We start from the raw sequence: 25,132 nt of genomic DNA on the forward strand, positions 1-25,132 counted from the left end.
AATGCAGTTGGTGAGGGAATTAACGGACTAAAGGGGCGCCGGGGACCTGTTTCAAGAGAGATTCCCCCAGCGCCACAGGGAGATGATGAGCACGATCAGAAAGACCGCACCCAGGTTGAGGTATGCCATGAGGTAAAAGACCCGCTCGTGCAGCGGCCTCTTGCTGCCGGAAAGGAGCTTGCCGACCTCCCGGCGCCCGAGCATCTTCTCCGCTCCGTGGGGGGCGAGCTTCAGCGCCTCGGTCAGGTCGGTGCCGGCCTGGTGCCTTCCCATGTGGACTCCGTCTTTCCAAGCCCGGCTTCCGGTGGCGTCGTAAATCGTTCCGTCAAAGGCGAAGTAGGCGGGGCGCCTCTCCTTGCCGTCACACGCAGCGAGTTCGTCGTCGGTGAGATCCCCGGATTCGGGTATGGCTCCGGGCGCCTTGCGCTTTGCCTTCAAGCGGGGACCGATCACCGTGACGACAACCAGGGCGGTGGTGACCATGAACAGGTAGATCCCGATCTTGACCAGCAGCAGGACCCCGAAGCGGGTGTGCAGCAAAACGTCCAGCGAGGGGATGCGGAAATGGGTGAGGATGGCCCCGGTGATGCCCATCACCACCATGGAGAGGAGGCCGACGCGGACTTCGCCGCGCGGCAGCCCACCGGAGGCGTAAGCAGGCTTCAGGACGAGATGGACGTACAGGATGGTGCCGAACCAGAGGATGGCGATCAGCAGGTGGAGGTATCCGGCGGCAAAGCGGATGGCGCTGCGGGCGGAAAAGGCGGGTCGCACTTCCGCTTTGGGGAGGCGCGCGGCGGCGAAGGTCTTGCCGGCCGCGGTGAGTTCACCGCCGCCCGACGGGTCAACGTGGCAGGCGGAGCAGGGTTTGCCGGTCTCGGCGGCAAACTGCTCGGTGGCACGGGCAGTGGGTACGTTGAGGAAAAGAGCGCAAAGGAGCAGTGCAAGGGATACCAGTCTCATGTGCGACAGGTATAACCAGAGTGACGCCCAAAGTCAACGCTTCTCAGCACTCACGCGGCGGCACAGGCCCCCTTGACCAGAGGTTGCTCGTCAGGACGCGCCGGTACCATGGGGAGGTGCAGCGCCTGGCGTACCTGGCGGTCCAGGTCGTCAAGCAGGGCGTAGCGCCGCTGATAGGCGGCCCGTTTGTTGCTGCGGATATCGGCGATGGGGCGGCGGGCATGCTGGATCGGGAGGGTGAACAGCCCGGCCTGTTGCGCCGGCTCTCCACCGATCTCTTCCCAGAACCGGTCGTAGTCGAACTTGATCCGGTCCCGTTTCTTGGCCGAGCCTCCATACACGTGGGTGCGGCAGCTTACCCCTCTCAGGTCCTCCACCCCCAGATGCCGGCACAGGCTCTGCAGCAGGAAAAATACCAGGTTCTGGGGGCGCAGGCCGTGCAGACTCTTGGTCAGCTGCCGGATGGCATCCAGGTCCTGTTCCGAGGAGGAGCCGGTCGTTTCCGGACCGATCAGGCAGCCGACGATGGCGCTGCGCCGGCGGGAGCCGGCGAGCAGGGAAAAGGTCGCCGAGTAGAGGCGGCGCTCGGTATCGTACAGAGCCAGGGTAAGTTCCCCCTCCTTTTCAAACCGGTCCTGGTAGTGGAGACGGACGGCAAGCGGCGCAGTACCGGGAAGGTCGAGGGTCGCCAGGGTAAAATCGCGCTCCACGAAGATCGACCGGATCCAGGAGGGGGGGAAGGACTCCTCCACGAACCGGTAGCTCTCCTCGATCATGCGGACCCGCTCGGCGAGGCCGGTTCCGGTGAAAAGGTAATCGCGGTAGGGCTTTTCCACGATCCGGGGATTGGCCGCCATGATCTGAAAAAGCGACGGACGGGCGAAGATTGCCTCCACCTTCCGGTGGTGCCGTTGGAACAGAAGCAGGCGCAGTAGGAGCTTGACCCGCTTCACCTGGATCGAGAAGTTCTCCCCCGGGTGGGCGGCAACTGCCCGCGACCATGCCGAAAAACCTGCCACACCGCTGGGAAAAACCTGGGGGGATGCCTTGGCGAACACCGGAAAACCTCGCTGGACTGCTGATGAAAAACACAACTGGGTATGGGGCGGGAACCCCGCTCGATCAGGGGCTCCGGGAATTAGTGCGCGCAATAGAACATATTTTTAATCAAGATGCAACTTACGTTTTTCCTTCTTTTTTCCTTTTTGATTACACATTTGCGGGCGTTCAGACTGCGGCTCTCGGGGAGGGGGTGGTGGGGGTGGGAAAGGGCGGAAGTTCCGTTGCAGCGGTCGGTTCTCTATCTGCCGTTGTCTTTACTGTGTGAGTGTCCACATCAAGAACATTGAAAGATTGAAAAGATGGGCGCACCCCGGTACAATTGCCCCTTTCCCACCGGCAGGCGTCATCGTTGTGACAGTCCCCTGAAAGCCTTCTGGGAGCGCCGCCGGCACTTCAATCGTGAGGATGACCCCATGTCCCATACCCATGCCCATGTCGAGATCCGCAGAGAGGACTACACCCCGCCCGACTACCTCATCGAAACCGTGGAACTGCGGTTCGAGCTGGACGCGGAGACGACCCTGGTTTCCTCCCGGCTTGCCCTGCACGCAAATCCCGACCGAGTCGGCCGGGCCCCGGAGCTCAGGCTGGACGGCGAGGAACTGAAGCTGATCTCGTTGCAGCTGGACGGTGTGGAGCTTGCCCCGGAACGTTACCGGGTAGAGGAAAAGCACCTGGTGATCCCGGATCCCCCGGAGCGGTTCATCCTGGAAGCGGTCACCGAGATCAGCCCGGCGCGCAACACCGCGCTCTCCGGACTCTACGTCTCCGGCCCCATGCTCTGTACCCAATGCGAGGCGGAAGGCTTCCGGCGCATCACCTATTTTCTGGACCGTCCCGATGTCATGGCGGTGTACCGGGTGACGCTGGTTGCGCCCAAGAGCAAGGCTCCGGTGCTTCTGGCCAACGGCAACCGGATCGAGACCGGGGAGCTTCCCGACGGGCGCCACTACGCGACCTGGCTGGACCCGTTCAAGAAACCTTCCTACCTCTTTGCGGTGGTTGCGGGGGATCTGGTCGCCTTGAACGACCGCTTCACCACCATGAGCGGCCGTAAGATCAACCTGGAACTCTACGTGGAGCAGAAAAACCTCGGCAAGTGCGATCACGCGATGGCGTCCCTGAAGCGGGCGATGCGCTGGGACGAGGAGAAATTCGGCCGCGAATACGACCTGGACACCTACATGATCGTGGCGGTGGACGATTTCAACATGGGGGCGATGGAGAACAAGGGGCTCAACGTCTTCAACTCGCGCTACGTGCTGGCCAGCCCCGAGACTGCCACCGACGACGACTACCAGGCGATCGAGGAGGTCATCGGCCACGAGTATTTCCACAACTGGACCGGGAACCGGATTACCTGTCGCGACTGGTTCCAGCTCTCCCTCAAGGAGGGGCTGACCATCTACCGGGACCAGGAGTTTTCCGCCGACATGCAATCGCGCCCGGTGAAACGGATCACCGACGTCCGCCTGCTCCGCTCGTCCCAGTTCGCCGAAGATGCCGGCCCGCTGGCGCACCCGGTCCGGCCCGATGCCTACCTGGAAATCAACAATTTCTACAGCATGACCGTCTACCACAAAGGTGGGGAGGTGATCCGGATGCTTGCCACCCTGCTGGGGCCGGACGGCTTCCGCAAGGGGATGGATCTCTACTTCGAGCGCCACGACGGGCAGGCGGTGCGGGTCGATGAATTCGTTCAGGCGATGGCTGACGCCGGTGGGAGGGATCTGGGGCAGTTCATGCGCTGGTATGACCAGGCGGGAACGCCGGTTCTGACGGTGACCGACCACTATGACGCGGCTACCAGGAGCTACCAGCTGATCGTGGAGCAGAGCTGCCCGGCGACGCCGAACCAGCCGGAGAAAAAGCCCTTCCACCTGCCGCTGGCGATGGGGCTTTTGGACCGGCAGGGGAGGGAGCTGCCGTTGCGCCTGTCCGGTGAAACCGGTGGCGATTCCCGGTCCCGGGTCCTGGAACTTCGGGAGGCGCAGGAAACCTTCACCTTTACCGGGGTCCCGGAAAAGCCGGTCCCGTCCCTGCTGCGCAACTACTCGGCGCCGGTGAAGCTCCGCTACGACTACACGGAAGAGGAACTGGTCCTTTTGATGACCCACGACTCCGATCCGTTCGTGCGCTGGGAGGCCGGGCAGGTTCGGGCCGGCCAGGTGATCCTCGACCTGGTGGCGGACCGGCAGCAGGGGAGGGGGATGGCCCTCGAAGACTCCTTCGTCGCCGCCTTCCGGACCCTTTTGACCGATGCGAAGCAGGACCGCGCGTTTCTTGCCGAGGCGCTCACGCTCCCGGCGGAAAGCTATCTGGCCGAGCAGATGGAGGTGATTGACCCGGATGCCATCTTCGAAGCGCGGGAGTTCGTCCGGGCCACCTTGGGCACTCGCCTGGCGGCGGAGTTCCAGCAGACCCGCGCCGCCTGTGCCCCTTCCGGTCCCTATCGTCCCGACGACGGGCTGTCGGGCTGCCGCCGTTTGCGCAACCTCTGTCTTTCCTACCTGATGGCACCGGGGAGCCAGCCGGCGATCGACGCCGCCTTCGGACAGTTCCGCAGCGCCGACAACATGACCGACAGCATCGGGGCGCTGATGCCTCTGGCCGGCTGCGACTGCCCCGAGCGGGGCGAGGCGCTGCGGATGTTCTACGAGAAGTGGAAGGGGGACCGCGGGGTGGTGGACAAGTGGTTCACGCTGCAGGCAACGTCGCGGCTGCCCGGGACGCTGTCCGAGGTGATTGCGCTTCTCGACCATCCCGATTTCGAGTTCACCAACCCGAACCGGGTCCGATCGCTGGTGGGGGCGTTCAGCCAGTCGAACCAGGTCCGGTTCCACGACGCCAGCGGCGCCGGCTACCGTTTCCTGGCGGACCAGATATTGAAGCTCAACACCATCAACCCGCAGATCGCGGCGCGGATGGTGACGCCGTTCAGCCGGTGGCGCCGTTTCGATGCCAAAAGGCAGGAGATGATGAAGAAGGAGCTGGAACGGATCCTGGCCGAGCCGGGACTGGCCAAGGATGTCTATGAGATAGCGGCAAAGTCGGTGTAGGCAATGAGCAAAACAGCAATGAACAATGAGCAGTAAAACGAAACGGGGCCGCCTCAACTCTCATTGACGCGGCCCCGTTTGTAGGGAAGCGTGCTCTTTGCTCACCTGCCCCAGAGTTCTTTCAGCCGCCGGTCGCGCCCGCAGTTGGTGCGGTAGAACTTGTAGCGGATCGGATTCTTCTTGTAATAGTGCTGGTGATACTCTTCGGCGGGATAGAAGGTGCTGGCCGGGACGATTTCGGTCTGGATCGGGCCGGCAAAAGGCTTGTGCTGCTCCAGCGCCCGCTTGGACTGTTCGGCGAGCCGTCGCTGCTCCTCGTTGTGGTAGAAGATCGCGCTCCGGTACTGGTGGCCGACGTCGCAGAACTGGCGGTCCTTCACGGTCGGGTCGATGTTGTGCCAGTAGACGTCCAGCAGTTTCTGGTAGCTGATCCGGCTCGGGTCATACACCACCTGTACCGATTCGGCATGCCCGGTCCCCCCGGCGGAAACCTCCTCGTAGGTCGGGTTCTTCCTGGTTCCCCCCGTGTAGCCCGAGGTAACCGATACCACACCCGGCAGCTCGTCGAACGGGTGTTCCATGCACCAGAAACATCCCCCGGCGAAGGTTGCCTTCTCCTGCGTCCGGGGCGGCCCGGCCGCTCCCGCCTCACCTATCGTCAACAGGCAGCCCAGCCCGAGCAACGCCAGCAAGACCGCGACTTTCATGGCGAACTCTCCTCATCAAGGAGGATCGGCTGCGCACCGCTTTTCTCCGGAAAAGGTGCTGCAAACCCCATCCTCACCCTGTCCCTCTCCTTGAAGGAGAGGGGACGTCATGGCCACTCTTTGCCTCGCTTGACTAAAGAGGTGATCCAGGTCCCCGACCCCAGATCCCCGACCCCTGCCTTTACTTGGTCGGCACGAACTCCAGTGCGGCGGAGTTCATGCAGTAGCGAAGCCCGGTAGGCTTCGGACCGTCGTCGAAGACGTGGCCCAGATGCCCGCCGCAGCGCCGGCAGTGGACCTCGGTGCGCGTGGTGAAAAAGCTGCGGTCGGTCTCGGTCCCGATGTTTTCCGGCGCGATCGGGCGGGTAAAGCTCGGCCACCCGGTCCCGGACTCGAACTTGTCCTCGGAACGGTACAGGTCAAGTCCGCATCCGGCGCAGCGGTAGATTCCGTGTTCGTGGTTGTTGGCCAGTTTTCCCGTGAACGCCCGTTCCGTACCCTTCTCCCTGAGCACGTGGAACTGTTCCGGGGTCAGTTGCATTTTCCACTGTTCCTTCGTTTTGACGACCTCGTCACTCATGACGTAACTTCCCTTTGCTGCGGAATAGACTCTTATCCGGGCGGCGGCGTGGACCGTGCCGGGTTCCAGGAGGCGGTTTGCCTCCAGCAGGCTTCCGGTCACCAGCCCTGCCAGCGCCAGTCCCAGGAACAAAACCAGGTATCTCATGCCAGCTCCCCGGCCGCTCCCGGTGCCCCGCGGCCTCAAGCTGGCGGGGAAAAAGGCGGAAACGGCCAGTACCATTTGGGTACAGGGTTCATTATCCGCTCTTTCAACTGTCTTGCCCAGACTCTTTGTGTGAGTGAGGCAGCACCCCTTTCCGGTCCAGAAAGTGTCGGTAGGCCTGGTCCTCGCTCTTGATGTGATTGTAGAGCCATCCCAACAGGAAGTTGCGCAGGTGAATGGTCAGCCCCTCCCGGTCGGTTTCATAGCGGTTCTTGAGCTCATCGATCTTCGAGATGAAGGCTAGATGCTCCTGCCGGTGGTCAATGAGATCCGGGTAGTTGTGCATGCGGAGGAGTTCCTCCTCGTCGCTGAAGTGGGTATTGGCATAGTTGTAAAGGTGTTCGATTATCGGATAAACGAAGTCGGGTCCTTTGTCGTATTCCACCGCGAGCTGAAGCTCGTTGATGATCGCCATGAGCTGCTTGTGCTGTTCGTCGATGTAATCTATGCCAATGCTCAGTTCGTCGGACCACTCTATCATGGACATCGGTACCTCCTTTGTCTGTCGGGAAAGCCGTTCATTCAGCGGGACGGATCAACCTTACAACCGTTAAGTCAAAAGACAAGTTCGCCGGCCCCTCGGGGCGGTGGAAAATCATCGCGCCCGGAAGGGCGCTCCCACAATCTGCGTGACCTGCCCCGTTACCTGCCGGTCTTTTCCTGAAGACCGGTTCCGTGAGCGGTTTTTTCGATTGAATACGCCGGCAATATCCTCAATAATGTAGGGTCTGTTGATTTGGGGGAGGGATCTGATGAGAAGAGCGCTGGCGCTTTCGCTTTTGCTGGTAACGGTATCGACCGCTTCGGCCGAGATATTCACCTGGACGGACCGGGGTATCAGGCACTACACCAACAGCATTCATGAGGTTCCGGCGCGGTTCCGGAGCAGGGTAAAGGTGCTCGACGTTCCGACCGGAAAGAAGCTGAATCCGACTGCCGCCCAACTCGCGGGACAGACCCAGCCGGACCAGCCCGGTGGCCAGTCCGCTGCGGCCGCTGCGCCCGCTCCGACGCTGCCGGCTCCGGTACCGGTGGCCACCCCGGCCCCGGCAGGGACCGCCACCGCTGCGGCCCCTGCCCCGGCGCCCGCAGCACAGGCGGCTCCTACCCGGGTACCGGCGGTGCCCTATCCCGTATCGACGCCTACCGCGGCACAGCAGGCCCGCAGGGCTCGACACCATCCCCCCGGTGGCAGCCGCGAAGAGTAATCCATAAGGAGGAACGACATGAAAGGTATGGCAGCGGCCCTGGCGGCAATCCTGCTTTGCGCTGCATCGGCTTCGGCTGATGACGATCTGGTCTGCAACGGAACGATTACCAGTATCCAGGGCGAAGGAATGGTGGCACGCACCTACCGGTTCGACGTACAAAACGTGACCGGCTCAGATGTTCAGGACGTGCTCGAGAAGTGCAAGAAGATCGCGGCGGATCGGCAGGGGAAGCTCTACCGCAAGGACGCCTCTTTGTTCTTCAGGAAGAATTCGCAGGTGGAGCTTGAGTGCAGGAAGGGAGTGGAGAAGCTGAACGTCAGACGTCAGATCACCGTGAAGTGAAACTGCGGCGAACCGGCCAGGTGCCGGTTCAGCCGCGGGTCCGCAGTTCCTTGATGATCTCGCTTTGCTGTTGGAAGATGAACTGGCCGATGATGTTTTCGATGCGGGTGGTCGGATTCAGCCTCAGGATGTACTTCTTCCCGTCATCATCCTCCAAGACCCGGAGCAGCTTCGCCGGAACGTCCACCAGGGACCCCGACACCGCAATGCTTGCTTCCCCCTCGATTTCTTCATCGACCTCCGGACATTCGGCGGTCACGAAGGAAAGCCCGGACAAGGATATGTCCCGCAGTCTCCCCCCGAACGAAAAACTATCCCCCCGAAAAAAGACGTCGTGATCCCCAACCACCTTCACCCGCACGCTCTCGCGCCGTTCCGACCGGATCTGCGCATAGCTGAAGCGGGAGACTACGGCCTGTTTCGCTTCCGGACGTACCTTCTGCACCTTGGCGACCACGTCGTGGGGGAGGTGCGAGCTCTTCAGGAAGGTCATCTTCTGGTCGATCATGGCGACCGCCTGCGAGGGGTGGACGGTGAGTTCGGCGAGGTCCCGGTCGACAAAATCGACCTGCGCCGGGAAGTTGATCGGGATCTCCTTGAAATAGTTCAAGAGGGTGAGGTCGTTGGACAGTTTCTTGTTCTTGATGTCCATCAGCACCTGGATGATCGCAGCCTCGTCCTTCTGGACGGTATCTACGTTGAAGATTTGGTAATACTCCAACATATTCTTTCCTTTGATTACCTTTGCTCTCTTTTATGCCGCCGGGGCTCAGCCATCCCGCCGTGCTATCTTCGATTACTACCACGAACGGGATGGCTGATCAAGGAAATAGGTTGTGACTCCGCCTGGTTATGTCGGGGCCAGGGTCAGCGGCGCACCACCAGGGTCAGCTCGGCCCGCTCGCTGTCCGGGAGGTGCAGCGGGAAAAAGACCGCGACGCTGCCGGAGGGGACCGGCAACCCTTCCGGACCGGGACGCTGGGAGAGCGGCGGCAGGATCTCGACATCCTGGCCCTGCTGGGCCGCCTTGGCTGCCACGTTGCCGCAGACGATGTTGACGAACTCGAGCACCGTATCGTCCAGGACCGCTTCCGATTCGCCGGCAACGTCCTCTTCCATGAGCACCCCTTTGGCGATCTTCTCGCGCAGGGAGTCGGAGACGGCGAGGTGGTAGCGGGCGGACACGCCGCCGGCCAGGTCGATTCCGGCGATGAGCGCGTTGCCCGGAATCTTGTCCACGAGCATGCAGTCACCCAGCCGGCACTGCACCCCGACCACGCGAATGAACATCTTGGCGGTAAGGTCGGCGCAGATCTCCCAGACCGCGGCGTTGGGCACCTCGGCCGGAATGACGATCCGGGAGGTGGCGTACTTCGCCTGGTCCGCCGAGAACTCCTTCAGGTACCCGGGGAGCTCCTCTGCGGTCAGGGCTCCGACCCGGACCAGTGCTTCGCCGATGCGCAGGTGCGATTTCTGCTGGTGCTCCAGGATCTGGCTGATCTGGTCCTTGGTCAGGATGCCCAGTTTCACCGCCATGTCCCCGAGCATCAGGTCTTCGCTGCGCTGGGCGTCATGGATCTTCTTGATGTCCTTTTCGGTGAGCAGCTTGAGCTCGAGCGCCGTCTCACCGAACTTGAGATTCACCGATTCCTGCAATTCGACCGCTTTTATGATTGCCTCCCGCGAAACAACCCCTTTTTCGAGCAGGAACTGACCGAAAAATTTGACTGCCATCTGGTACCCCCTCCCTGGCTACGTGCCGCTGCACGACAAGATTCATCAACTAGGACGCCCCCGGTTCAGACCGAGCGGAGCAGTTGCAACAGCTCCTCGGCCTCGAACGGCTTGGAGATGACCCCCTTGGCCCCGAGCCGAAGCGCTTCGGTGAACTTGTCCCCGACGCCCCCAAGCGAAGTGACCATGACGACCTTGGCGTTTTTGTCCAGGGCCACCAGGCTTCTGAGGGCGGTGATCCCGTCCATTCCCGGCATGTTCATGTCCATGCAGACGAGGTCCGGGTGGTGCTGCTGGTACAGCTTGATGGCTTCAAGGCCGTTGCGCGCCTGAGCGACGACTTCGAACTCCCCCGAGCCGACCAGGATCTTCTCCAGCTGGCGCGCTACGGCGATGCTGTCATCGGCTATGACGACTTTTTTCATCGTTGACTCCCTCCGGGATTTCGCGACGCAGCGAGGCGTCGTTGTATTTGATAAGTTACTGATTGGTATCGGCAGGAACGGTCATTTTCTTTATTAAAAAATTGGGGCAGCTCTGAATTCCCTTCCGGCCGGGCCAACGGCGACCGGGGGGAGGCGGAAAATGCGGCGGCGCCCGGCGTAAGCCCCGGCGCAGGCGGTCCGTCTCCGCAAAAATGGACCTATTTTGCGCTTCCTGTGCTATGGTAGGGGGCCGGCCGAAAGGTGGGTCCCCGCCGCCGCTCAATCGAAGGGACTCCGCGCCCGGCCGGCATCTCGCGCTGCATCCGTTTTTTCTTCCCCGAAGCTGCCCGGGCGCCCACCTGGCGCCCCTGCTTTGGGTGCAGGAGCCACCCCAGGTTAACGAGTCGTTGATGAGCATTGATCTCCCGCCGGGGAACATCCGCCCCGGTCCCCGCATACCCTCGGCGTTGCCGCGTCTTAGCATGCTGCTCCTGGTGCTGCTCCTGGCCGTCGCTTTCCCGCGCCCGGGCCACGCGGCCTACGACGAGGCCAAACCGGCGGGGCCGCCGATTCTGGTCGGCGCGAACTACGCCTATCCCCCCTACGAATTCCTCGACGCCAACGGCCACCCGGCCGGCTACAACGTTGACCTTACCCGGGCCATCGCCGAGGTGATGGGGGTGAAGGTGGAGTTCCGCTTCGGGACCTGGTCCCGGCTGCGCGACGAGCTGCGCGCCGGGCGGGTCGACATCCTGCAGGGAATGTCCTTCTCCGACGACCGGACCCATGAGGTCGACTTCTCTCCGCCCCACACCATCGTGCACCATGCCATTTTCGCCCGCCGCGGCACCAAGGTGGTCACCACCCTGGAGGAGCTGCGCGGGAAAAAGGTCGTGGTGTTCAAGGGGGGGATCATGCACGACTCCCTGGTGCGGCTCGGGCTGGGGCCGGAGCTGGTCCTTGCCAAGTCCCCCGCCGACGCGCTGCGCCTTCTGGCTGCCGGAGGATGCGAGTACGCCGTGGTGGCGGCGCTTCCCGGGATGTCCCTGATCAGCCAGCTGCATCTTACTAACGTCGTCCCGGTTGCCCGCAGCGTCGCCGCCGAGAAATACTGCTACGCGGTCCGCAAGGGAAATACCGAACTGCTCACCCGTTTCAGCGAAGGTCTCGCCATCCTGGAGCAGACCGGGCAGTACCAGGCCATCTACGACAAGTGGCTCGGGGTGCACGAGCAGCCCCGGCTGAGCCGGGACCGGGCCCTGAAGTACGGCCTGGCCGTCCTGCTCCCCCTGCTGGGCGTCCTCGCCGGGACGGCGGTATGGTCGCGGACGCTGCAGCGGCGGGTCGCCGACCGCACCGCGGAGCTGGCCCAGGAGGTGGCGGAGCGCAACCGCGCCCTGGAGGAGTTGAAACGCCACCAGGACAAGCTGATCCAGGCCGACAAGATGGCGACCCTGGGGACGCTGGTGGCGGGGGTCGCGCACGAGGTGAACAACCCCAACGGCCTGATCCTGCTCAACCTTCCGATTCTGCGCGACGTCTTCCGCGACACGGAGGAAACCCTGGAGGAGCGCTACCAAAAGGAGGGGGACTTTCCGTTGGGGGGGATCCCCTACAGCAGGATGCGCGAGGAAGTCCCCAAGATGCTGGAGGAGATGGGGGAGGGGGCGAGCCGGATCAAGCGGATCGTGGAGGATCTGAAGGATTACGCCCGCCAGGATACCGTGGCGCGCAAGGAGCCCTTCGACCTGAACGACGTGGTGCAAAAGGCGCTGCGTCTGCTCGAGCCGACGCTGCGCAAATCGACCAGCCGCTTCTCGACGCAGTTCGCCGAGAACCTCCCGCCGGCCCTGGGGGTCCCCCAGCGCATCGAGCAGGTGATCGTGAACCTGCTGGTCAACGCCTGTCAGGCCCTCCCCGCCCCGGACCGCGCGATCCGGCTCGCCACGAGCTACGATCCGGAGCAGGCGCTTTTGCGGGTCAGCATCCGTGACGAGGGGGTGGGGATCCCCCAGGAGTTCCTGAACCGCCTCACCGACCCCTTCTTCACCACCAAGAGGGAGAGCGGCGGGACCGGGCTCGGGCTCTCCATTTCCGCCGGGATCGTCCAGGAGCACGGCGGCAGCTTGAGTTTCGACTCCCCCCCGGGTGGGGGAACTACCGCGGTCCTGTCACTGCCGACCGGACCAGGAGAGCAGCAATGACGCAGACCGTCCCTTCTTTCGGCATCCTCCTGGTGGATGACGAGCCAGCTTGGCTCCGCTCGGTGAGCCTCACCCTGGCGCGCGCCGGGATCACCAATATCCTCACCTGCAGCGATTCCCGCGAGGTCCCCGGGATTCTCGCCACCCGCAAGGTGCGCCTGGTCCTTCTGGACCTCACCATGCCCCACCTTCCGGGCGAGGCGCTCTTGGCCCAGATCGCGGAGCGGCACCCGGAAATCCTCACCATCGTGGTGAGCGGGATGAACCAGATCGAGACCGCGGTCCGTTGCATGCGGCTGGGGGCGTTCGATTACTTCGTGAAGACGGTGGAGGAAGACCGCCTGGTGACCGGGGTGCTCCGGGCCATCCGGGTCCTCGACCTCGAGCGGGAAAACCGCGCCATCTCGGATCGGATCCTCTCCAGCGAGCTGAGGCACCCCGAGGCCTTCGTGGACATCGTCACCAACGACCGCGCCCTGCGGGCCATCTTCTGCTACATCGAGGCGGTGGCGAAGAGCCGCCAGCCGCTTTTGATCTCCGGGGAGAGCGGGGTCGGCAAGGAGCTGGTTGCCCGCGCCGTGCACACCCTGAGCGGGAACACCGGTCCCCTGGTCGCGGTGAACGTGGCGGGGCTTGACGACACGGTCTTTGCCGACACCCTGTTCGGTCACGTTCGCGGGGCCTATACCGGCGCCGACCAGGCCCGGCGCGGCATGATCGAGGAGGCGACCGACGGGACCCTGTTCCTGGACGAGATCGGGGATCTGAGCATCCCTTCCCAGGTGAAGCTCTTGCGTCTTTTGCAGGAGGGGGAGTACTTCCCGCTGGGGAGTGACCGCCCCAAAAGGCTCAAGGCGCGCATCATCGTGGCGACCCACCGGGACCTGGTTGCCAAGGAAAAGGAAGGGGCCTTCCGCCGCGACCTCTACTACCGGCTTCGGACGCACCGCGTCCTCATTCCGCCCTTGCGGGAGCGCCCGGGGGACATTCCGCTGCTTTTGGACCACTTCCTCGGAGAGGCAGCGCAGGCCCTGGGGAAGAAGAAGCCGACCCCGCCGCGGGAGCTGGCCCAGCTGCTCTGCACCTACGATTTTCCCGGCAACATCCGCGAGCTGCGCGCGATGGTGTACGACGCGGTGAGCCTGCACCGGGAGCGGATCCTCTCCATGGAGACCTTCCTGAAGGCGATCGGGCCTGCCGGCGCCAAGCGCCCCGCCGCCCCGGCACCGGAGCGGAACCTCTTTGCCGGGGCGGACCGGCTCCCGACCTTCACCGAGGCGGCCGAGCTCCTGGTGGCCGAGGCGATGCAACGCTCCGGCGGTAACCAGACGATTGCTGCTCGGCTGCTGGGGATCTCGCAGCCGGCGTTGAGCAAGAGGCTGAAGAACCGGGAGTAGCAAGGCTGAACCCCATCCTCACCCTGTGTTGCCAGCTTGCGCTCTCGCGCGCAACCCCCTTGAAGGGGAGGGGACGTATCGATCACCACCATCCGCCCGTCCACCTTGTTCCCACCTTGTCCACCTCGTCCACCTGATGTAATGGGTATAACCTCGGTTATGGATATAACTGCGGTTATACGTGCCGCAACTGGTTGATGTCACAAGGTTTTTGGCCCTCACCCCCCGTTCTCCCGCAAACCGGTTATACCCTTTCGCTCTTCCTCACAGTCCTTTCTCCCCTTTTTTCTACGCACTTCCGGCATGTTACAGATTCGTTACCGGGCGGCACGCGGGTTGCTAACATTGTTTTAAGAATTTCGTATACGGTTGCGGGTTTCGGCTGCCGCGCAACTCTCCGCGAGACGTTTAACCCACTACGGTATCGACATAAAAAGGGGTATGACATGAAAGGGAAAAAGTTTTATCAGCATCTGTATGTCCAGGTCCTAACGGCGATTGCCATTGGGGTTACGCTGGGGAGCCTCTACCCGCAGGTCGCCGTGGAGATGAAGCCTTTGGGCGACGGCTTCATCAAGCTGATCAAGATGATCATCACGCCGGTCATCTTCTGTACCGTCGTCACCGGCATCGCCGGGATGGAGGACATGAAGAAGGTCGGCCGCGTCGGCGCCAAGGCTCTCCTTTACTTCGAGGTGGTTTCCTCGGTGGCCCTGGCCATCGGCCTTGCCGTCGTCACCTTTCTCCAGCCCGGGGTCGGCTTCAACGCGGACGTCACCAAGATCGACACCAAGGGGATTGCCGCGATCACCACCCAAGCCAAGTCCGCCCACAGCACCGTCGACTTCATCATGAACATCATCCCCTCCAGCGTGGTCGATGCCTTCGCCAAGGGTGACATCCTCCAGGTGCTCCTCTTCGCGATCATGTTCGGCTTCGCCCTCTCTGCCCTCGGCGAGCGGGGCAAGGTGGTCTTCAAGTTCATCGACCAGGTCTCCCACGTCTTCTTCGGGGTGGTCGGCATCATCATGAAGGCCGCTCCGATCGGCGCCTTCGGGGCCATGGCCTTCACCATCGGCAAATTCGGGGTCGGTTCCCTCGCCAAGCTCGGCGCCTTCATGGGCTGCTTCTACCTGACCTGCCTCCTCTTCGTCTTCGTGGTGCTGGGGATTGTCGGCAAACTCTGCGGCTTCAACATTTTCAAGTTCGTGCGCTACATCAAGGAAGAGCTCCTCATCGTCCTGGGGACCTCCTCCTCCGAATCGGCCCTGCCGCGCATGATGGCGAAGCTGGAAAACCTCGGCTGCACCAAGTCCGTCGTCGGCCTGGTCATCCCGACCGGCTACTCCTTCAACCTGGACGGTACCTCCATCTACCTCACCATGGCGGCGGTCTTCGTGGCCCAGGCGACCAACACCCCGCTCACCTGGACCCAGACTTTGACCATCCTCGCGGTGCTGATGCTCACCTCCAAAGGGGCCGCCGGGGTCACCGGCAGCGGCTTCGTCACCCTGGCCGCCACCTTCACCGCGATCCCGACCATCCCGGTGGCTGGCCTGGCGCTGATCCTCGGCATCGACCGCTTCATGTCCGAGGCACGCGCCCTGACCAACCTGGTCGGCAACGGCGTCGCGACCGTCGTCGTCTCCCGCTGGGAGAAGGAGCTGGACCTGAACCGGATGCAGCGGGTACTGGACGGCGAGCCGGCCGAGGCGCAGGAAGAAGAAATCGCCCTCGATGCCTATGCCGGGGAAGCGTAACCTTCGGCAGCTTATCTGCTGAACCTGGGGGGCCCGGAAGGGCCCCCTTTTTTATTCCGGCTCCGGGACCCTGCAGCTCCAGGATTCACCCCTCCCTGTCAAGTCCAAAATTCGTATTCTCGTGCAAAATTATGCTTAAGTAACCGCGTTTGGCTCCGAAGAGACAAGCAAACTTCCGCCTTCGGCGAGCGACCTTCACATCCGTCGGGGCCAAGGCGGCCCTTCGGGAGCAATATGAACGCGATAACCAACCTGTATCTGAACCTCACTATCGGGCTGCGCCTGACCATCCTCTGCACCTGTTACAGCCTCTGCATCGTCGCCACGGCGATGACTGCCGAATCCCATTCGGTGCTGATCCGTTACGGCGCAGCGGCTTTGTTCATCGTCATGGGGGGGCTTTTCGGCTGGATCAACATCTGGTCCATCCGGACCCCGCTGAACCGGGCGGTCGGCTATCTGGAAACGATGGCCAAGGGGGATCTTTCCCAGGAGATCAAGATCCTCCGCCGCAACGAGATCAGCCGGATGCTGCACTCCATGCGGAAACTCCAGGAATCGATGCGCGAGATCCTGTCCCACGTTCAGCAGACCGCCGAACAGCTGAGCCGCGCCTCCAGCGAACTGAACACCACCTCCGCGAAGATATCGCAGGGGACGGAGGAAGCGTCGCACCAGTCCAGCGCCATCACCAGCGCGCTTTCCGACCTGGCCAGCGTGAGCAGCGACATAGCCCTCCATTGCCAGAAGATGGCGGCCAACGCCGAGGGGACCGGCCAGGCCACCCGCAAGGGGGAGGAGACCGTCGCCCACATGACCATGATCATGCAGGAAATCGAGCGGATGGTGGTGGGGACGATGGATGCGGTGAAGGCGCTGGGGGCGAACTCGGAGCGGATCGGCGACATCGTGGTGGCGATCGAGGACATCGCCGACCAGACCAACCTCCTGGCGCTCAATGCCGCCATTGAGGCGGCGCGGGCCGGCGAACAGGGGCGCGGCTTCGCCGTGGTCGCCGACGAGGTCCGCATGCTGGCCGAGCGCACCACCTCGTCGACCCGCGAGATCCAGTCGATCATCGGCGCGCTGCAGCGGGACGTGAAGAACGTGGTGGGGTCGATGGAACAGAGCGCCGGGAGCGTAAGAAACGGCAGTGAGGACGTGCGGCACTCCTCCCAGGCGATCGGGAGCATCAAGGAGCAGATCGCGCCGCTTCTGGAGTCGGTCGCCCAGGTGGCGACGGCGGCCGAGGAGCAGTCGGCGACCAGCGCCGACGTGACCAACAGCATGCGGCACATCGCGCAGGTGGTGCAGGATGCGGCGGCGGGGGCGAGCCACTCGGAGCAGTCGGCCGCGCAACTGGCGCAGTCGGCGCACCAGCTCACCGAGATGGTGAGCCGGTTCAAGGTCGGCTAGTGGGCTTTGCTGCCACAGCGGTAACGAAAAAGGGCGCCAGATTTTGGCGCCCTTTTTTTGCGAATGCTGCTGCCGGGGTCCGATTGGACCCGGCAGGCACCCTCCGACTAAACGTGGAATTTCCGGGCCAGGTCGTTGTCGATCACGTAGACGCAGATCTCCTTGGCCGCCTGCTTGGTGTACTTGAACTTCTCGGAGCTCAGGTTGTTGATCAGGAAGGTCACGTCGTCCCGGATCCGTTTGTCGTAGGTCTTGAACGCCTCGGTGTCGTAGTCCTTGATGGCGCGCCTGAAGTTCGCGTTCTCCAGGAACGGCTCGAGCACCTTCTCCTTCAGGTTGAAGACGTAGCGCTCATGCAGTGACTCGTAGAGATGGGTCTCCTTCGGGCTTTTGCCGTCCACCAGGATCTCCTGGGTGAGCGCCCTGCCGGTGTACTCCTTCTGGGTTTCCAGCCGAAACGCCATCCGGTTGTCGTAGTCGGCCTTGCCCCCCAAGAGCCTCCCCTCGATGCCGGTCAAAAACTCCTCGGTGATCTCCAGCTTTTCGCCGGTGAACCGGCAGATCTCCACGGACCCGATCTCGAAGTTGACGGCGAACATGTAGTTGAGGATGTCGCGCTCGATCTGCTCCTCGTTGTAGTAGTACAGCGACTCCTTGACCTCCTGGAGCACCTGGTAGTCGTAGTTGTGCACCAGCGAATCGAGGAACCCCTCCGGGATCGCCTCTTTCAGCTCCTTGTGCCAGCGGGTGAAGAAGGTCACCAGGTGGGACATGTTGATCATCTTGTCCTTCCTGGCGTAAGCGGAATAGAAGTCGGAGAAGATCTTGATCGACTCGCGCCCGGAGAAGCCGCGGTCCCCCTCGTGCTCGCTCTCGGCAATGATCCGCCGGCGCCTTTTCGCGGTCAGCCGCTTGCGGTCCTCCTCGGTGAGCCAGCTCGGGATGTGCCCGGTGTAGATCTCCATCTTGAGGATCTGCAGCTTTTCGTCGCAGTAGAGCCGGTACTTGGACGGGTCGCCGATCCATTCCAGGAGGGCGTCCGACTTGATGTTCATCCGGGTCGAGATGATCACCCGGGCGAAGTTGTGCAAAACCCGGGGGAGAAAGCTCGTGTCGATGTGTTTGCCGAAGATGTTCCGGTAGATCTCGACCTCGGTGTTGAGGTCCATGACGTAAGGGATGTTTATGAACTCGATCCGGTCGGTGAAGGACTGCACCCCCTCGATGGTCCGCTCGTCCTCCGGGTTCATCAGGGCGATGAAGAGGCTGCGCACGTTCTCCTCGAGGTCTTCCACCTTGTGGATCCCCTCCGAGATGATGTTGTGCAGGTCGAGGAGTCGCTCGGCGTTGTGCGCCTTGACGTCCATGAGCGCGTAGATCCCGTTGTTGGTCCGGGCGAGGTTCGAGTAGAGGTACTTCACCTCGTTGGAATCGCGCAGCAAAAGGTCGATCTTGCGCTGCAAAAGCTCGTTGGTCTGGATGTTCTGTTTCATCTGCCGGTCGCCCGGGTTGAACACCGTGATCCCTTCGCCCAGCCGCCGGTTGAAGCGGTAGGGGCGGACGTAGATCATCTTGAAGAGCTCGGACGGGTGGTCCAGCCGGCTCAAAAGCGCCTGCAAAAGCGAGGAGCAGATGGTGCAGGGGGAATCCTTGAAGACCCAGTCGAATTCCTTCTCGGTGAACAGGCGCCACTTGAACGAGTCGTTTTGGAACAGGTCGTCGAAGAACGCGCGGCGGTGCGCCTTGTTGATCATGAGGATCGGGCTGTCGTGGCTGGGGCAGGCGACCTCGACGTAGTCGCCGCTTCGGTGCAGCGCGCTCTTGTTGTCGGGAAAATCCTGCGGCTCCAGCTCGTACTCGTCGAGCAGGTGCGAAAGCTTCTCCATGAAGGCGCCGACCTGGTGCTCCTTGAACCGCCCCAGGATGCGCCGGTCCAGGCGCCAGACCACCTCGTAGCAGCGTCCCGCCTCGGTCGAGGCGTACTCCTCGAACTTCATCAACAGGTTGTTCAAAAAGGTGCTCTTCCCGGAACCGGGGGGCCCTTCGAAGATGTAGATCTTGTTCTGGCGCGCCCCGCTCTTCATGGCGGCGACGTGGTTCATCAGCCGGTTTGCGAAGAGCCGGTCGGCGAAGAAGGGACGGTCCGAGTTTTCCACGAAAAGCTTGCGGCAGTCGTAGTTCACGAAGTTGATCGATTCCGGGTCGTCGGGGTACTCGTCGGCCCCCTCCCCGACGTAGGAGTGCACCATGTCGTGGAAGATCTGGAAGATGTTGCGCATGACCGCCTGCGGGTTCGCGGTGAGGAGCTGCAGGTACTCCTCGAAAGTGAGGGGGGCGCGCACCTCCCGTTCCACCATCGCGCGGCTGAGCTGTCTGAGTACTTTCTCGGTGTCTGCCATGGTTTCCGTCCGTTAGAGCGTTTTGCGGGTCAGGACCTTTTCTTTCATGGTGTAGACCACCCGCTGCCAGGTGATCTCCGGCTCGGCCCCCTCGTCACGCGGTCCCGAGTGGCTGTGACTGGGCTGGGAGAATACCGCCTCGCTGGTCTCAAGCTGCACCGGTTTGCCCCACAGGTATTCGATCCCCACCAGGGTGTTGGCGATGTACTCCTGGACCAGCTGCTTCCCTTCGAAGTGGTGGATCAGGTAGAGCGCGCCTTCTTCCCCCTTTTCGGTGTCGATCTCGATGTTGGGCGGATGGTAGAGCGTGTTCAGACACATGTCGCGGTACTGCCGGGCGTCGCGGCTCTTGACGTAGTACTGCCAGACCATCCGCTGCTGGTCGAGCCTTTTGCCGGTGACGAAGAGGTTGTACTTGTTGGTGAAGTCCTGGTCGATGAAGTTCTTGAGGAAGAGGTAGTCGCACAGGTTCTCCCGCACCTGGAAGATGAAATCCTCTCCCGTGCCGTCGCCGCGGTCGTAGTTCTTCCGCTCTTGGGCGTCGGTGAGCCGGTGGAAGTCGTAGGTGGTCCGCCCCGCGTCGGCCGCCTCTTTCAGGAACCAGAAAAGCCGCATCCCGAGCGCGTACGGATTCATCCCGACCCGCGGCATCGAGGTGACCCCGGCGTGGACCCGGGCGAAATCGACCTCGTGCCCCTTGATCCGGTCGTCCTGCAGGAAGAGCTTTTCGTGCCAGTAGCTCGCCCACCCCTCGTTCATGATCTTGGTCCGGATCTGGGGCTGGAAGAAGATCGAGGTCATGCGGATCACCTCGAGGATCGACTTCATCCAGACGTTTTCCTCGCGGGCCAGAAATTCCGAGTTCTCCACCAGGAAGCGGAGCAGGTCGCGCCGCTCGGTGTGCTTCACCCCGGTTTTTTTCTGGAAGTGCGCCTCGAATTCCGGGTACTTGACCTCGATCTGGGCGAAGAAGGAGGTCTCGGCCTCCTCTCCCAGCCGGGCCACGAAGTCGTTGTAGCGGTTGATCTCCTTGAGGAAATCGCCCACCGAAAGCTTCTTCTCCACCTGGAGGAAGACGTCGAAGTAGTAGTCGAGCCGGCTCGAGGTGTGCTGCTTGGGAGAGGCGAACAGGGGGGAGAGTTCGGTGTGGTAGCCGACCAGGTTATCGATGGAGCGGGCGAACTCGATGATGTAGTCGACCCAGCGCCCCTTCTCGGCCCGCAGCTTGGCGATCACCCGCTTGTCGGAGAGCGCCTGCCCGGTGAAGTCGTACTCCCAGGTGTGGCGGAAGTAGAGGTTGTTCTGGAAAAAGTCGATGTGGCCGAGCACGTGGTAGAAGATCATCACGTTGAGCCAGTCCGGGTTGTTGTCGTTGTAAAAGGAGATCGGCGGACGGGTGTTGATGACCGTCTCGTAGGGGTTGTGGGGGTAGAGCTCGTATTCCCCCTTGCCGCGCAGGACCTCGACGTCATGCACCCAGTAGTCGTAGAGGGTCGGGATCATCACCTTGGGCGAGAGCTCGATCAGATCGCGGTTGGTGACGATGTACTCGAGGCTCTCGTCGGTGAAGGAAAGACCCGCCGCGCGTGCCCGCTCCTTGCAACCCTCCATGATCTCCTTGGTATGTTGGTTGATCAGTTCCATGCCTGCCTCTAAAGAGCGTTCAACGTTCTACGTTCAACGTTCAACGTTAGTCGTTCCACGTTAGTCGTTCGGCCCGTCCTGCGGGTTCAACGTTGAACCTTGAACGTTGAACCTCTTTTTAGGAAATAAGCTTCTTGATCCCCTCGATGATCCGCGCCTCGTCCGCGTCCTCGCTCATGATGTCCATCCGGATCAGGTCCGGCTTGTCGCGCAAAAGGCCCGAGTTCTCCATGTAACGCGCTACCTCGGTCCACTGGGTGCCGCTGTGCTCGGCGATGGTGATCCCCATACGGCTCGCGTAGGAAAGGATCTTCATGATCTCGGGTAGCGCCTTGTCGCCGCCGGTGTCCCAGTCGTCCCCGTCGGTGCCGTGGAAGACGTAGATGTTGTAATCGGCATCCAGGTGGTCCTTGGCCACGATCTCGTTCACCAGCTTGAGAGCGCTCGCCACCTCGGTCCCGCCGGCCACCCGGGAGTTGTAATAGGTGTAGAAGTCGGAGACCTCTTTCGCCTCGGTGTCGTGCAGGATGAAGCGCGACTCCACCTGCCCGCCGTACTGGAAGAGGAGCCAACTGTAGATGAGGACGTGCTGGGTCACCACGAGTTCGGTCACCTTGCCGGCCATCGAACCGGAGTAGTCGCGGACAAAGAAGACCAGCGCCTGCGGTTCGTAATCCTTTTCCGGGGAGAGGACGCGGTAGACCTTGTCCTTGGGAGCGATCAGGAACCGGACCGGGTCGAGATCCTCCAGGCTCGGGAGGTTCCCCAGCGCGATGTTGGTCTCCACGATCTGGCGCAGGGTGGCCTTTTTGTCCAGCACCTGCCCGCTGCCGCGGTTGCGGTCGGTGAGGTCGTAGGTGTAGCGGGTGAAGGAGCGTTTCTTCCCTTTCTCGCGCAGGTTCGGGAGCTGGAACTTCTCGGTGAGGGCGCGCCCCAGTTCATAGGCGGTGGCGTCCAGGTCGTGACCTTCCCCTTCCCCCTGGCCCGGGCCGGCGCCCGGCTCACCCCCGGTATCGCGTACCGGCTGCTCGCCCAGGATATCCCCTTCCTCCTCGCTTCCGGTCCCGCCGGTCGAGCCCCCCTCGCCGGGAGGACGCACCGTCGGGTCGTGGATCAGCTTCTCTTCCTCGGTAGAGGGGACGACGACCACCTTTCCCTTCCCCCCCTTGCCCGGCTTGATCAGCTTGCCGACCTTGATCTTGCGCGGAAAGCCGTCTTCCTCGCGCTGCCGGTCCCGTTCCAAGAGGTCGTCCAGCGACTTGAAGTGCAGGGTGTACGGGTTGGGCACCCGCTCCTGCCGCTGCAGCACGGCCTGATCCTGGAAGGAGTAGATGCTCCGGGAGAATCCCGGGAAAGGGCCGGGCTGAGCCGGTGCCGGGGGATTGTGGTCCGCCTCGGCCTGCTCCAGCTCGTCACGGAAGCGTTTTTCGCGCTCCGGGTCGAGGCCCTGTTGTTGCAGTTTAGTCAGTCGATTTTGCAAGTCGCTTTTGGCCATGGCCCTGCCGACCTCGTAGTGCGTGATTTGTTTGCTGGGCCTTCCCCGCGCGGGACCGATCCGACCCGCGCAGGGGAAGGAGGAGTCCGTTTAGCTCTCGTCCTCCTGGGTGCAAAAGTACTCGATGGTCTTCTGGGCGCAGGTGCGGCAGTAGCCGAGCTTGCCGAGCATGGTTACGATCATCCGGTCGTAGAGCTTCTGGTTTTCCTCGTTGGTCCGGTTGGCCAGGGCGCCGATCAGCGACCCGGCACCGGCGATGTCGGACTTGAGCCTCACGTCGGTTACCGCCTTGACCAGTTCGAGGTTGTCCATGAAGTCGTAGTTCGGATCCACCGAGATCTTCTGCCCGTAGATCTTCCGGATCGAGGTCCTAAACGACGAGCGCTGCTCCTCGGTCTTCAGCCCGATCCGCTCCTCGACGCTCTTCACGTAGCGCTCGTCGATCTTGAGCGCCTTGAGCTCGCCGGTCTGCGGGTCCTTGTACTTCCACATCCGGTCCGGTCCCAGGTTCTCCGCGTCGATCCCGATGATCATGTTCACGTAGTTCAGGACGTCCTTTCTGATGGCGAACGGCTCGTCCATGTAGGCGTTGAACATCTCGGTCATGATCCGCTCGCGGTAGAGCTGGCGTCCGGTCTTGAGGTCCTCCAGGTACTTGGCGCGCTCGTTGGGCTCGACCACGTAGTCCAGCACCACCCGCTCCAGCGACTTGAAGATGTCGTAGGCGGTCATGCAGCGCCCTTCGTTGGTGTCCGAGCTCTCCTTCAGGATCTGGATGCTCCGGCCCAGGCTGCGGTGGCCCAGCCCGCGCTGCCCGAACCGTTTGGTGATGTCCGGTTCCTGGCCCAAGGTGTCGATCACCTCGGCGAGCGCCTTGATGCTCTTCTCGCCGGCGACCTCGCCCGCGGCAAGCTTCATGGTCTCGATCGGGGTCAGTTTTTCCGAGCGCGGCAGACGGGTCAGCACCACCCCGACCGAAGCGGCGTAGTTCAGGTTCGGGTCCTGGTGCAGGGTTTCCTTGGCGAGGGTTGTCCGCTGTTCGCCCCCCAGGGCGTAGTTGGTCAGCCCTTCCTGCATCCGGTAGTTGGTGTTGTGCGATACGTAGCAGATCCGGCAGCGGTCGACGATCGGCGCCTCTTCCTTCTCGGAGAGGAAGCGGTTGAATTCCGAGTTGTTACTGGTGGCGATGATCATGGAGTCGATCGGCCACCGGTAGCCGTCGATTTCGATGGCCCGGTTCTGGATCACCCCGAGGTAGACCTGGACCAGGTCCTTCTTGTTCTTGAAGATCTCGTCCGAGAAGTGGATGCCGCCCCCGGCAACCCGGGCCAGCGCGCCGCGCCTAAGGTCGAAGCGGTACGGGTTGTTGGTGTCGGACAGGTGCAAAAGGCGCTGGATCGACTCCTCCCCCAACAGGTCGACCGCCGAGGAGGTGATCTTGTCCTTGGCGGGGTACTTGCCGGTCAAGGTCCCCAGGCTCTCGCTCATCGGCACCGGGATGACCTCGATGGAATCGAGCATCTTGTCGAGGTTCAAGTCCTCGAACTCGCGGATCTCGTTCCAGATGTAACCGGAGCACGCCCCGAGCGGGCGGTAGTTGCGGTACAGCGTCTCGAGCTCCTCATCGCTGAACCCCCCGGCCTCGGCGAGGAACTGCCGGTTGCGGTCGGGATCGTCGAAGAGGTTCATCGCCAGGATCATCGGGTCCTCGTAGGTCTGGGAGTCGATCTCCTTGATCTTGCCGTAGTGCCCGAACCGCTGCATGTCCAGGAAGCGGAAGGTGTATTTCCGGTTCCGGTCCTGGGAAAGGAAGTTGCGGTACTTGCCGCAGAGGAACTCCACGAAGAAGGTCTTGCCGTTGCCCGGCTCACCCACCAGGACAAAGGCCATCTCCTTGCTGGACCCCCCTTCGGCCGCGTCCTTCACGAACGAGACGAAGCTGTTGATTTCGTCGTACATCCCGATCGTGTGCTTCCGTCCGGTTCGAAAAATATTGAAGTCGTAGGTGGTCTTCGCGTTGACCACGACCTTTTCGAACCCCGGTTCCAGGATCATCCTGATGATCCCTTGGAAAGCGTTCTCAAAAACGCGTTCACCCGCCTTGACGGCTGCCAAGTGTTGCCGGAGCGTGTTGTTCTTCTGCGCAGTCATGATTCCCCTCCGAAAAGGTGGTCTTTAGTGCTTGATGTTAATATTCAACTTCATTGGTAAGTATAATCTACTACTGATTTTTTTAGCAACAGCAATGGCGAGAAGTACCGCATCTCCGCAGTATTGCTGAAATAGCGCTTTTTCGGGTCGAAGGCTCACTTATTTTACCGGCGGCAAATGAATCCGCAAGCATAATTAATTGTAATTAACTATGCTTGCGCAGCGATATTACTCAAAAAAAAGGTGACTGAATCAGTCTCTGGGGGTGGGGTTTGGCAGGTAAAGACGGCTTTGAGGGAGTGGCGGGAACACTCGATGTCAGGGGGGATGTCCCTTTGACGGGATGCTAAGTGGCTGAGAGTGTGATGAAATGTTGTCG

At 62.1% G+C, this 25,132-nt stretch carries 19 protein-coding genes; 7 read left to right on the forward strand and 12 right to left on the reverse strand.

Annotated elements, in window-relative coordinates; all coding sequences use genetic code 11:
* Positions 1 to 51: 51 nt before the first annotated feature.
* On the reverse strand, positions 52 to 963 hold the full coding sequence (locus JFN93_RS17295) for a CopD family protein (RefSeq protein WP_199385382.1): 912 nt from the start codon (positions 961 to 963) through the stop codon (positions 52 to 54).
* Between the two features lie 50 nt (positions 964 to 1,013).
* Positions 1,014 to 2,021 carry a VirK/YbjX family protein gene (locus JFN93_RS17300; RefSeq protein WP_199385383.1) on the reverse strand — a complete coding sequence of 336 codons (1,008 nt, stop codon included), beginning with the start codon at positions 2,019 to 2,021 and terminating at the stop codon, positions 1,014 to 1,016.
* Positions 2,022 to 2,438: 417 nt separating this feature from the next.
* Here JFN93_RS17300 and pepN point away from each other — a divergent pair, with 417 nt between their 5' ends.
* Positions 2,439 to 5,084, forward strand: coding sequence for an aminopeptidase N (pepN, locus tag JFN93_RS17305; RefSeq protein WP_199385384.1), 2,646 nt, complete (start codon positions 2,439 to 2,441; stop codon positions 5,082 to 5,084).
* Positions 5,085 to 5,185: 101 nt separating this feature from the next.
* Here the strand turns inward: pepN and msrA are convergent, their stop codons facing one another.
* From msrA to JFN93_RS17320, 3 genes are all read right to left on the reverse strand, one after another.
* The gene (gene msrA, locus JFN93_RS17310; protein WP_199385385.1) at positions 5,186 to 5,791 is read right to left on the reverse strand and encodes a peptide-methionine (S)-S-oxide reductase MsrA; all 606 of its coding nucleotides are present in this window, start codon (positions 5,789 to 5,791) and stop codon (positions 5,186 to 5,188) included.
* Between the two features lie 181 nt (positions 5,792 to 5,972).
* A complete protein-coding gene (gene msrB, locus JFN93_RS17315) occupies positions 5,973 to 6,518 on the reverse strand; it encodes a peptide-methionine (R)-S-oxide reductase MsrB (protein WP_199385386.1) in 546 nt (181 codons plus the stop codon).
* A gap of 103 nt (positions 6,519 to 6,621) precedes the next feature.
* Positions 6,622 to 7,062, reverse strand: coding sequence for a bacteriohemerythrin (locus JFN93_RS17320; RefSeq protein WP_199385387.1), 441 nt, complete (start codon positions 7,060 to 7,062; stop codon positions 6,622 to 6,624).
* A gap of 265 nt (positions 7,063 to 7,327) precedes the next feature.
* On the opposite strand from JFN93_RS17320, the gene JFN93_RS17325 reads away from it, so the two are divergent.
* The gene (locus tag JFN93_RS17325; RefSeq protein WP_199385388.1) at positions 7,328 to 7,783 is read left to right on the forward strand and encodes a hypothetical protein; all 456 of its coding nucleotides are present in this window, start codon (positions 7,328 to 7,330) and stop codon (positions 7,781 to 7,783) included.
* An 18-nt stretch (positions 7,784 to 7,801) separates the two neighbouring features.
* Positions 7,802 to 8,128: a hypothetical protein gene (locus JFN93_RS17330; RefSeq protein WP_236021783.1), complete on the forward strand. Its 327-nt coding sequence runs from the start codon at positions 7,802 to 7,804 to the stop codon at positions 8,126 to 8,128.
* 28 nt (positions 8,129 to 8,156) lie between these two features.
* Here JFN93_RS17330 and JFN93_RS17335 read toward each other — a convergent pair whose 3' ends face one another.
* From JFN93_RS17335 to JFN93_RS17345, 3 genes are all read right to left on the reverse strand, one after another.
* Entirely contained in the window at positions 8,157 to 8,852 is a 696-nt protein-coding gene (locus JFN93_RS17335) for a PilZ domain-containing protein (protein ID WP_199385389.1), read from the reverse strand.
* A gap of 143 nt (positions 8,853 to 8,995) precedes the next feature.
* Positions 8,996 to 9,862 (reverse strand): chemotaxis protein CheX, encoded by an 867-nt coding sequence (locus JFN93_RS17340; RefSeq protein WP_199385390.1) that lies wholly within the window; start codon positions 9,860 to 9,862, stop codon positions 8,996 to 8,998.
* 65 nt (positions 9,863 to 9,927) lie between these two features.
* A complete protein-coding gene (locus JFN93_RS17345; RefSeq protein WP_199385391.1) occupies positions 9,928 to 10,287 on the reverse strand; it encodes a response regulator in 360 nt (119 codons plus the stop codon).
* A 410-nt stretch (positions 10,288 to 10,697) separates the two neighbouring features.
* Between JFN93_RS17345 and JFN93_RS17350 the strand changes: the two genes are divergently transcribed.
* From JFN93_RS17350 to JFN93_RS17365, 4 genes are all read left to right on the forward strand, one after another.
* Positions 10,698 to 12,491, forward strand: coding sequence for a transporter substrate-binding domain-containing protein (locus JFN93_RS17350; protein WP_199385392.1), 1,794 nt, complete (start codon positions 10,698 to 10,700; stop codon positions 12,489 to 12,491).
* Positions 12,488 to 13,888, forward strand: a complete 1,401-nt coding sequence (locus tag JFN93_RS17355) for a sigma-54-dependent transcriptional regulator (protein ID WP_199385393.1) — start codon at positions 12,488 to 12,490, stop codon at positions 13,886 to 13,888. Before JFN93_RS17350 ends, JFN93_RS17355 begins: the two co-directional genes overlap by 4 nt.
* A gap of 446 nt (positions 13,889 to 14,334) precedes the next feature.
* Positions 14,335 to 15,648, forward strand: coding sequence for a dicarboxylate/amino acid:cation symporter (locus JFN93_RS17360; protein ID WP_199385394.1), 1,314 nt, complete (start codon positions 14,335 to 14,337; stop codon positions 15,646 to 15,648).
* A 234-nt stretch (positions 15,649 to 15,882) separates the two neighbouring features.
* Entirely contained in the window at positions 15,883 to 17,064 is a 1,182-nt protein-coding gene (locus JFN93_RS17365) for a methyl-accepting chemotaxis protein (protein ID WP_199385395.1), read from the forward strand.
* 107 nt (positions 17,065 to 17,171) lie between these two features.
* Here the strand turns inward: JFN93_RS17365 and JFN93_RS17370 are convergent, their stop codons facing one another.
* From JFN93_RS17370 to JFN93_RS17385, 4 genes are all read right to left on the reverse strand, one after another.
* On the reverse strand, positions 17,172 to 19,463 hold the full coding sequence (locus JFN93_RS17370; protein WP_199385396.1) for a serine protein kinase PrkA: 2,292 nt from the start codon (positions 19,461 to 19,463) through the stop codon (positions 17,172 to 17,174).
* A gap of 12 nt (positions 19,464 to 19,475) precedes the next feature.
* Positions 19,476 to 21,107, reverse strand: coding sequence for a SpoVR family protein (locus JFN93_RS17375; RefSeq protein ID WP_199385397.1), 1,632 nt, complete (start codon positions 21,105 to 21,107; stop codon positions 19,476 to 19,478).
* Positions 21,108 to 21,225: 118 nt separating this feature from the next.
* A complete protein-coding gene (locus tag JFN93_RS17380; RefSeq protein ID WP_199385398.1) occupies positions 21,226 to 22,602 on the reverse strand; it encodes a DUF444 family protein in 1,377 nt (458 codons plus the stop codon).
* Between the two features lie 90 nt (positions 22,603 to 22,692).
* A complete protein-coding gene (locus tag JFN93_RS17385; protein ID WP_199385399.1) occupies positions 22,693 to 24,753 on the reverse strand; it encodes a serine protein kinase PrkA in 2,061 nt (686 codons plus the stop codon).
* Between the last annotated feature and the right edge of the window lie 379 nt (positions 24,754 to 25,132).

It is taken from the genome of Geomesophilobacter sediminis, assembly GCF_016458275.1.
Taxonomy (GTDB): Bacteria; Desulfobacterota; Desulfuromonadia; order Geobacterales; family Geobacteraceae; genus Geomesophilobacter; species Geomesophilobacter sediminis.

Bases quoted from the DNA above. Each gene is read 5' to 3' on its own strand.
- JFN93_RS17375 (WP_199385397.1), bottom strand. From the start codon at position 21,107: ATGGAACTGATCAACCAACATACCAAGGAGATCATGGAGGGTTGCAAG.
- JFN93_RS17350 (WP_199385392.1), top strand. From the start codon at position 10,698: ATGAGCATTGATCTCCCGCCGGGGAACATCCGCCCCGGTCCCCGCATA.
- pepN (WP_199385384.1), top strand. From the start codon at position 2,439: ATGTCCCATACCCATGCCCATGTCGAGATCCGCAGAGAGGACTACACC.
- JFN93_RS17360 (WP_199385394.1), top strand. From the start codon at position 14,335: ATGAAAGGGAAAAAGTTTTATCAGCATCTGTATGTCCAGGTCCTAACG.
- JFN93_RS17385 (WP_199385399.1), bottom strand. From the start codon at position 24,753: ATGACTGCGCAGAAGAACAACACGCTCCGGCAACACTTGGCAGCCGTC.
- JFN93_RS17355 (WP_199385393.1), top strand. From the start codon at position 12,488: ATGACGCAGACCGTCCCTTCTTTCGGCATCCTCCTGGTGGATGACGAG.
- JFN93_RS17320 (WP_199385387.1), bottom strand. From the start codon at position 7,062: ATGTCCATGATAGAGTGGTCCGACGAACTGAGCATTGGCATAGATTAC.
- JFN93_RS17370 (WP_199385396.1), bottom strand. From the start codon at position 19,463: ATGGCAGACACCGAGAAAGTACTCAGACAGCTCAGCCGCGCGATGGTG.
- JFN93_RS17340 (WP_199385390.1), bottom strand. From the start codon at position 9,862: ATGGCAGTCAAATTTTTCGGTCAGTTCCTGCTCGAAAAAGGGGTTGTT.
- JFN93_RS17335 (WP_199385389.1), bottom strand. From the start codon at position 8,852: ATGTTGGAGTATTACCAAATCTTCAACGTAGATACCGTCCAGAAGGAC.
- JFN93_RS17295 (WP_199385382.1), bottom strand. From the start codon at position 963: ATGAGACTGGTATCCCTTGCACTGCTCCTTTGCGCTCTTTTCCTCAAC.
- JFN93_RS17345 (WP_199385391.1), bottom strand. From the start codon at position 10,287: ATGAAAAAAGTCGTCATAGCCGATGACAGCATCGCCGTAGCGCGCCAG.
- JFN93_RS17330 (WP_236021783.1), top strand. From the start codon at position 7,802: ATGAAAGGTATGGCAGCGGCCCTGGCGGCAATCCTGCTTTGCGCTGCA.
- msrB (WP_199385386.1), bottom strand. From the start codon at position 6,518: ATGAGATACCTGGTTTTGTTCCTGGGACTGGCGCTGGCAGGGCTGGTG.
- msrA (WP_199385385.1), bottom strand. From the start codon at position 5,791: ATGAAAGTCGCGGTCTTGCTGGCGTTGCTCGGGCTGGGCTGCCTGTTG.
- JFN93_RS17365 (WP_199385395.1), top strand. From the start codon at position 15,883: ATGAACGCGATAACCAACCTGTATCTGAACCTCACTATCGGGCTGCGC.
- JFN93_RS17380 (WP_199385398.1), bottom strand. From the start codon at position 22,602: ATGGCCAAAAGCGACTTGCAAAATCGACTGACTAAACTGCAACAACAG.
- JFN93_RS17325 (WP_199385388.1), top strand. From the start codon at position 7,328: ATGAGAAGAGCGCTGGCGCTTTCGCTTTTGCTGGTAACGGTATCGACC.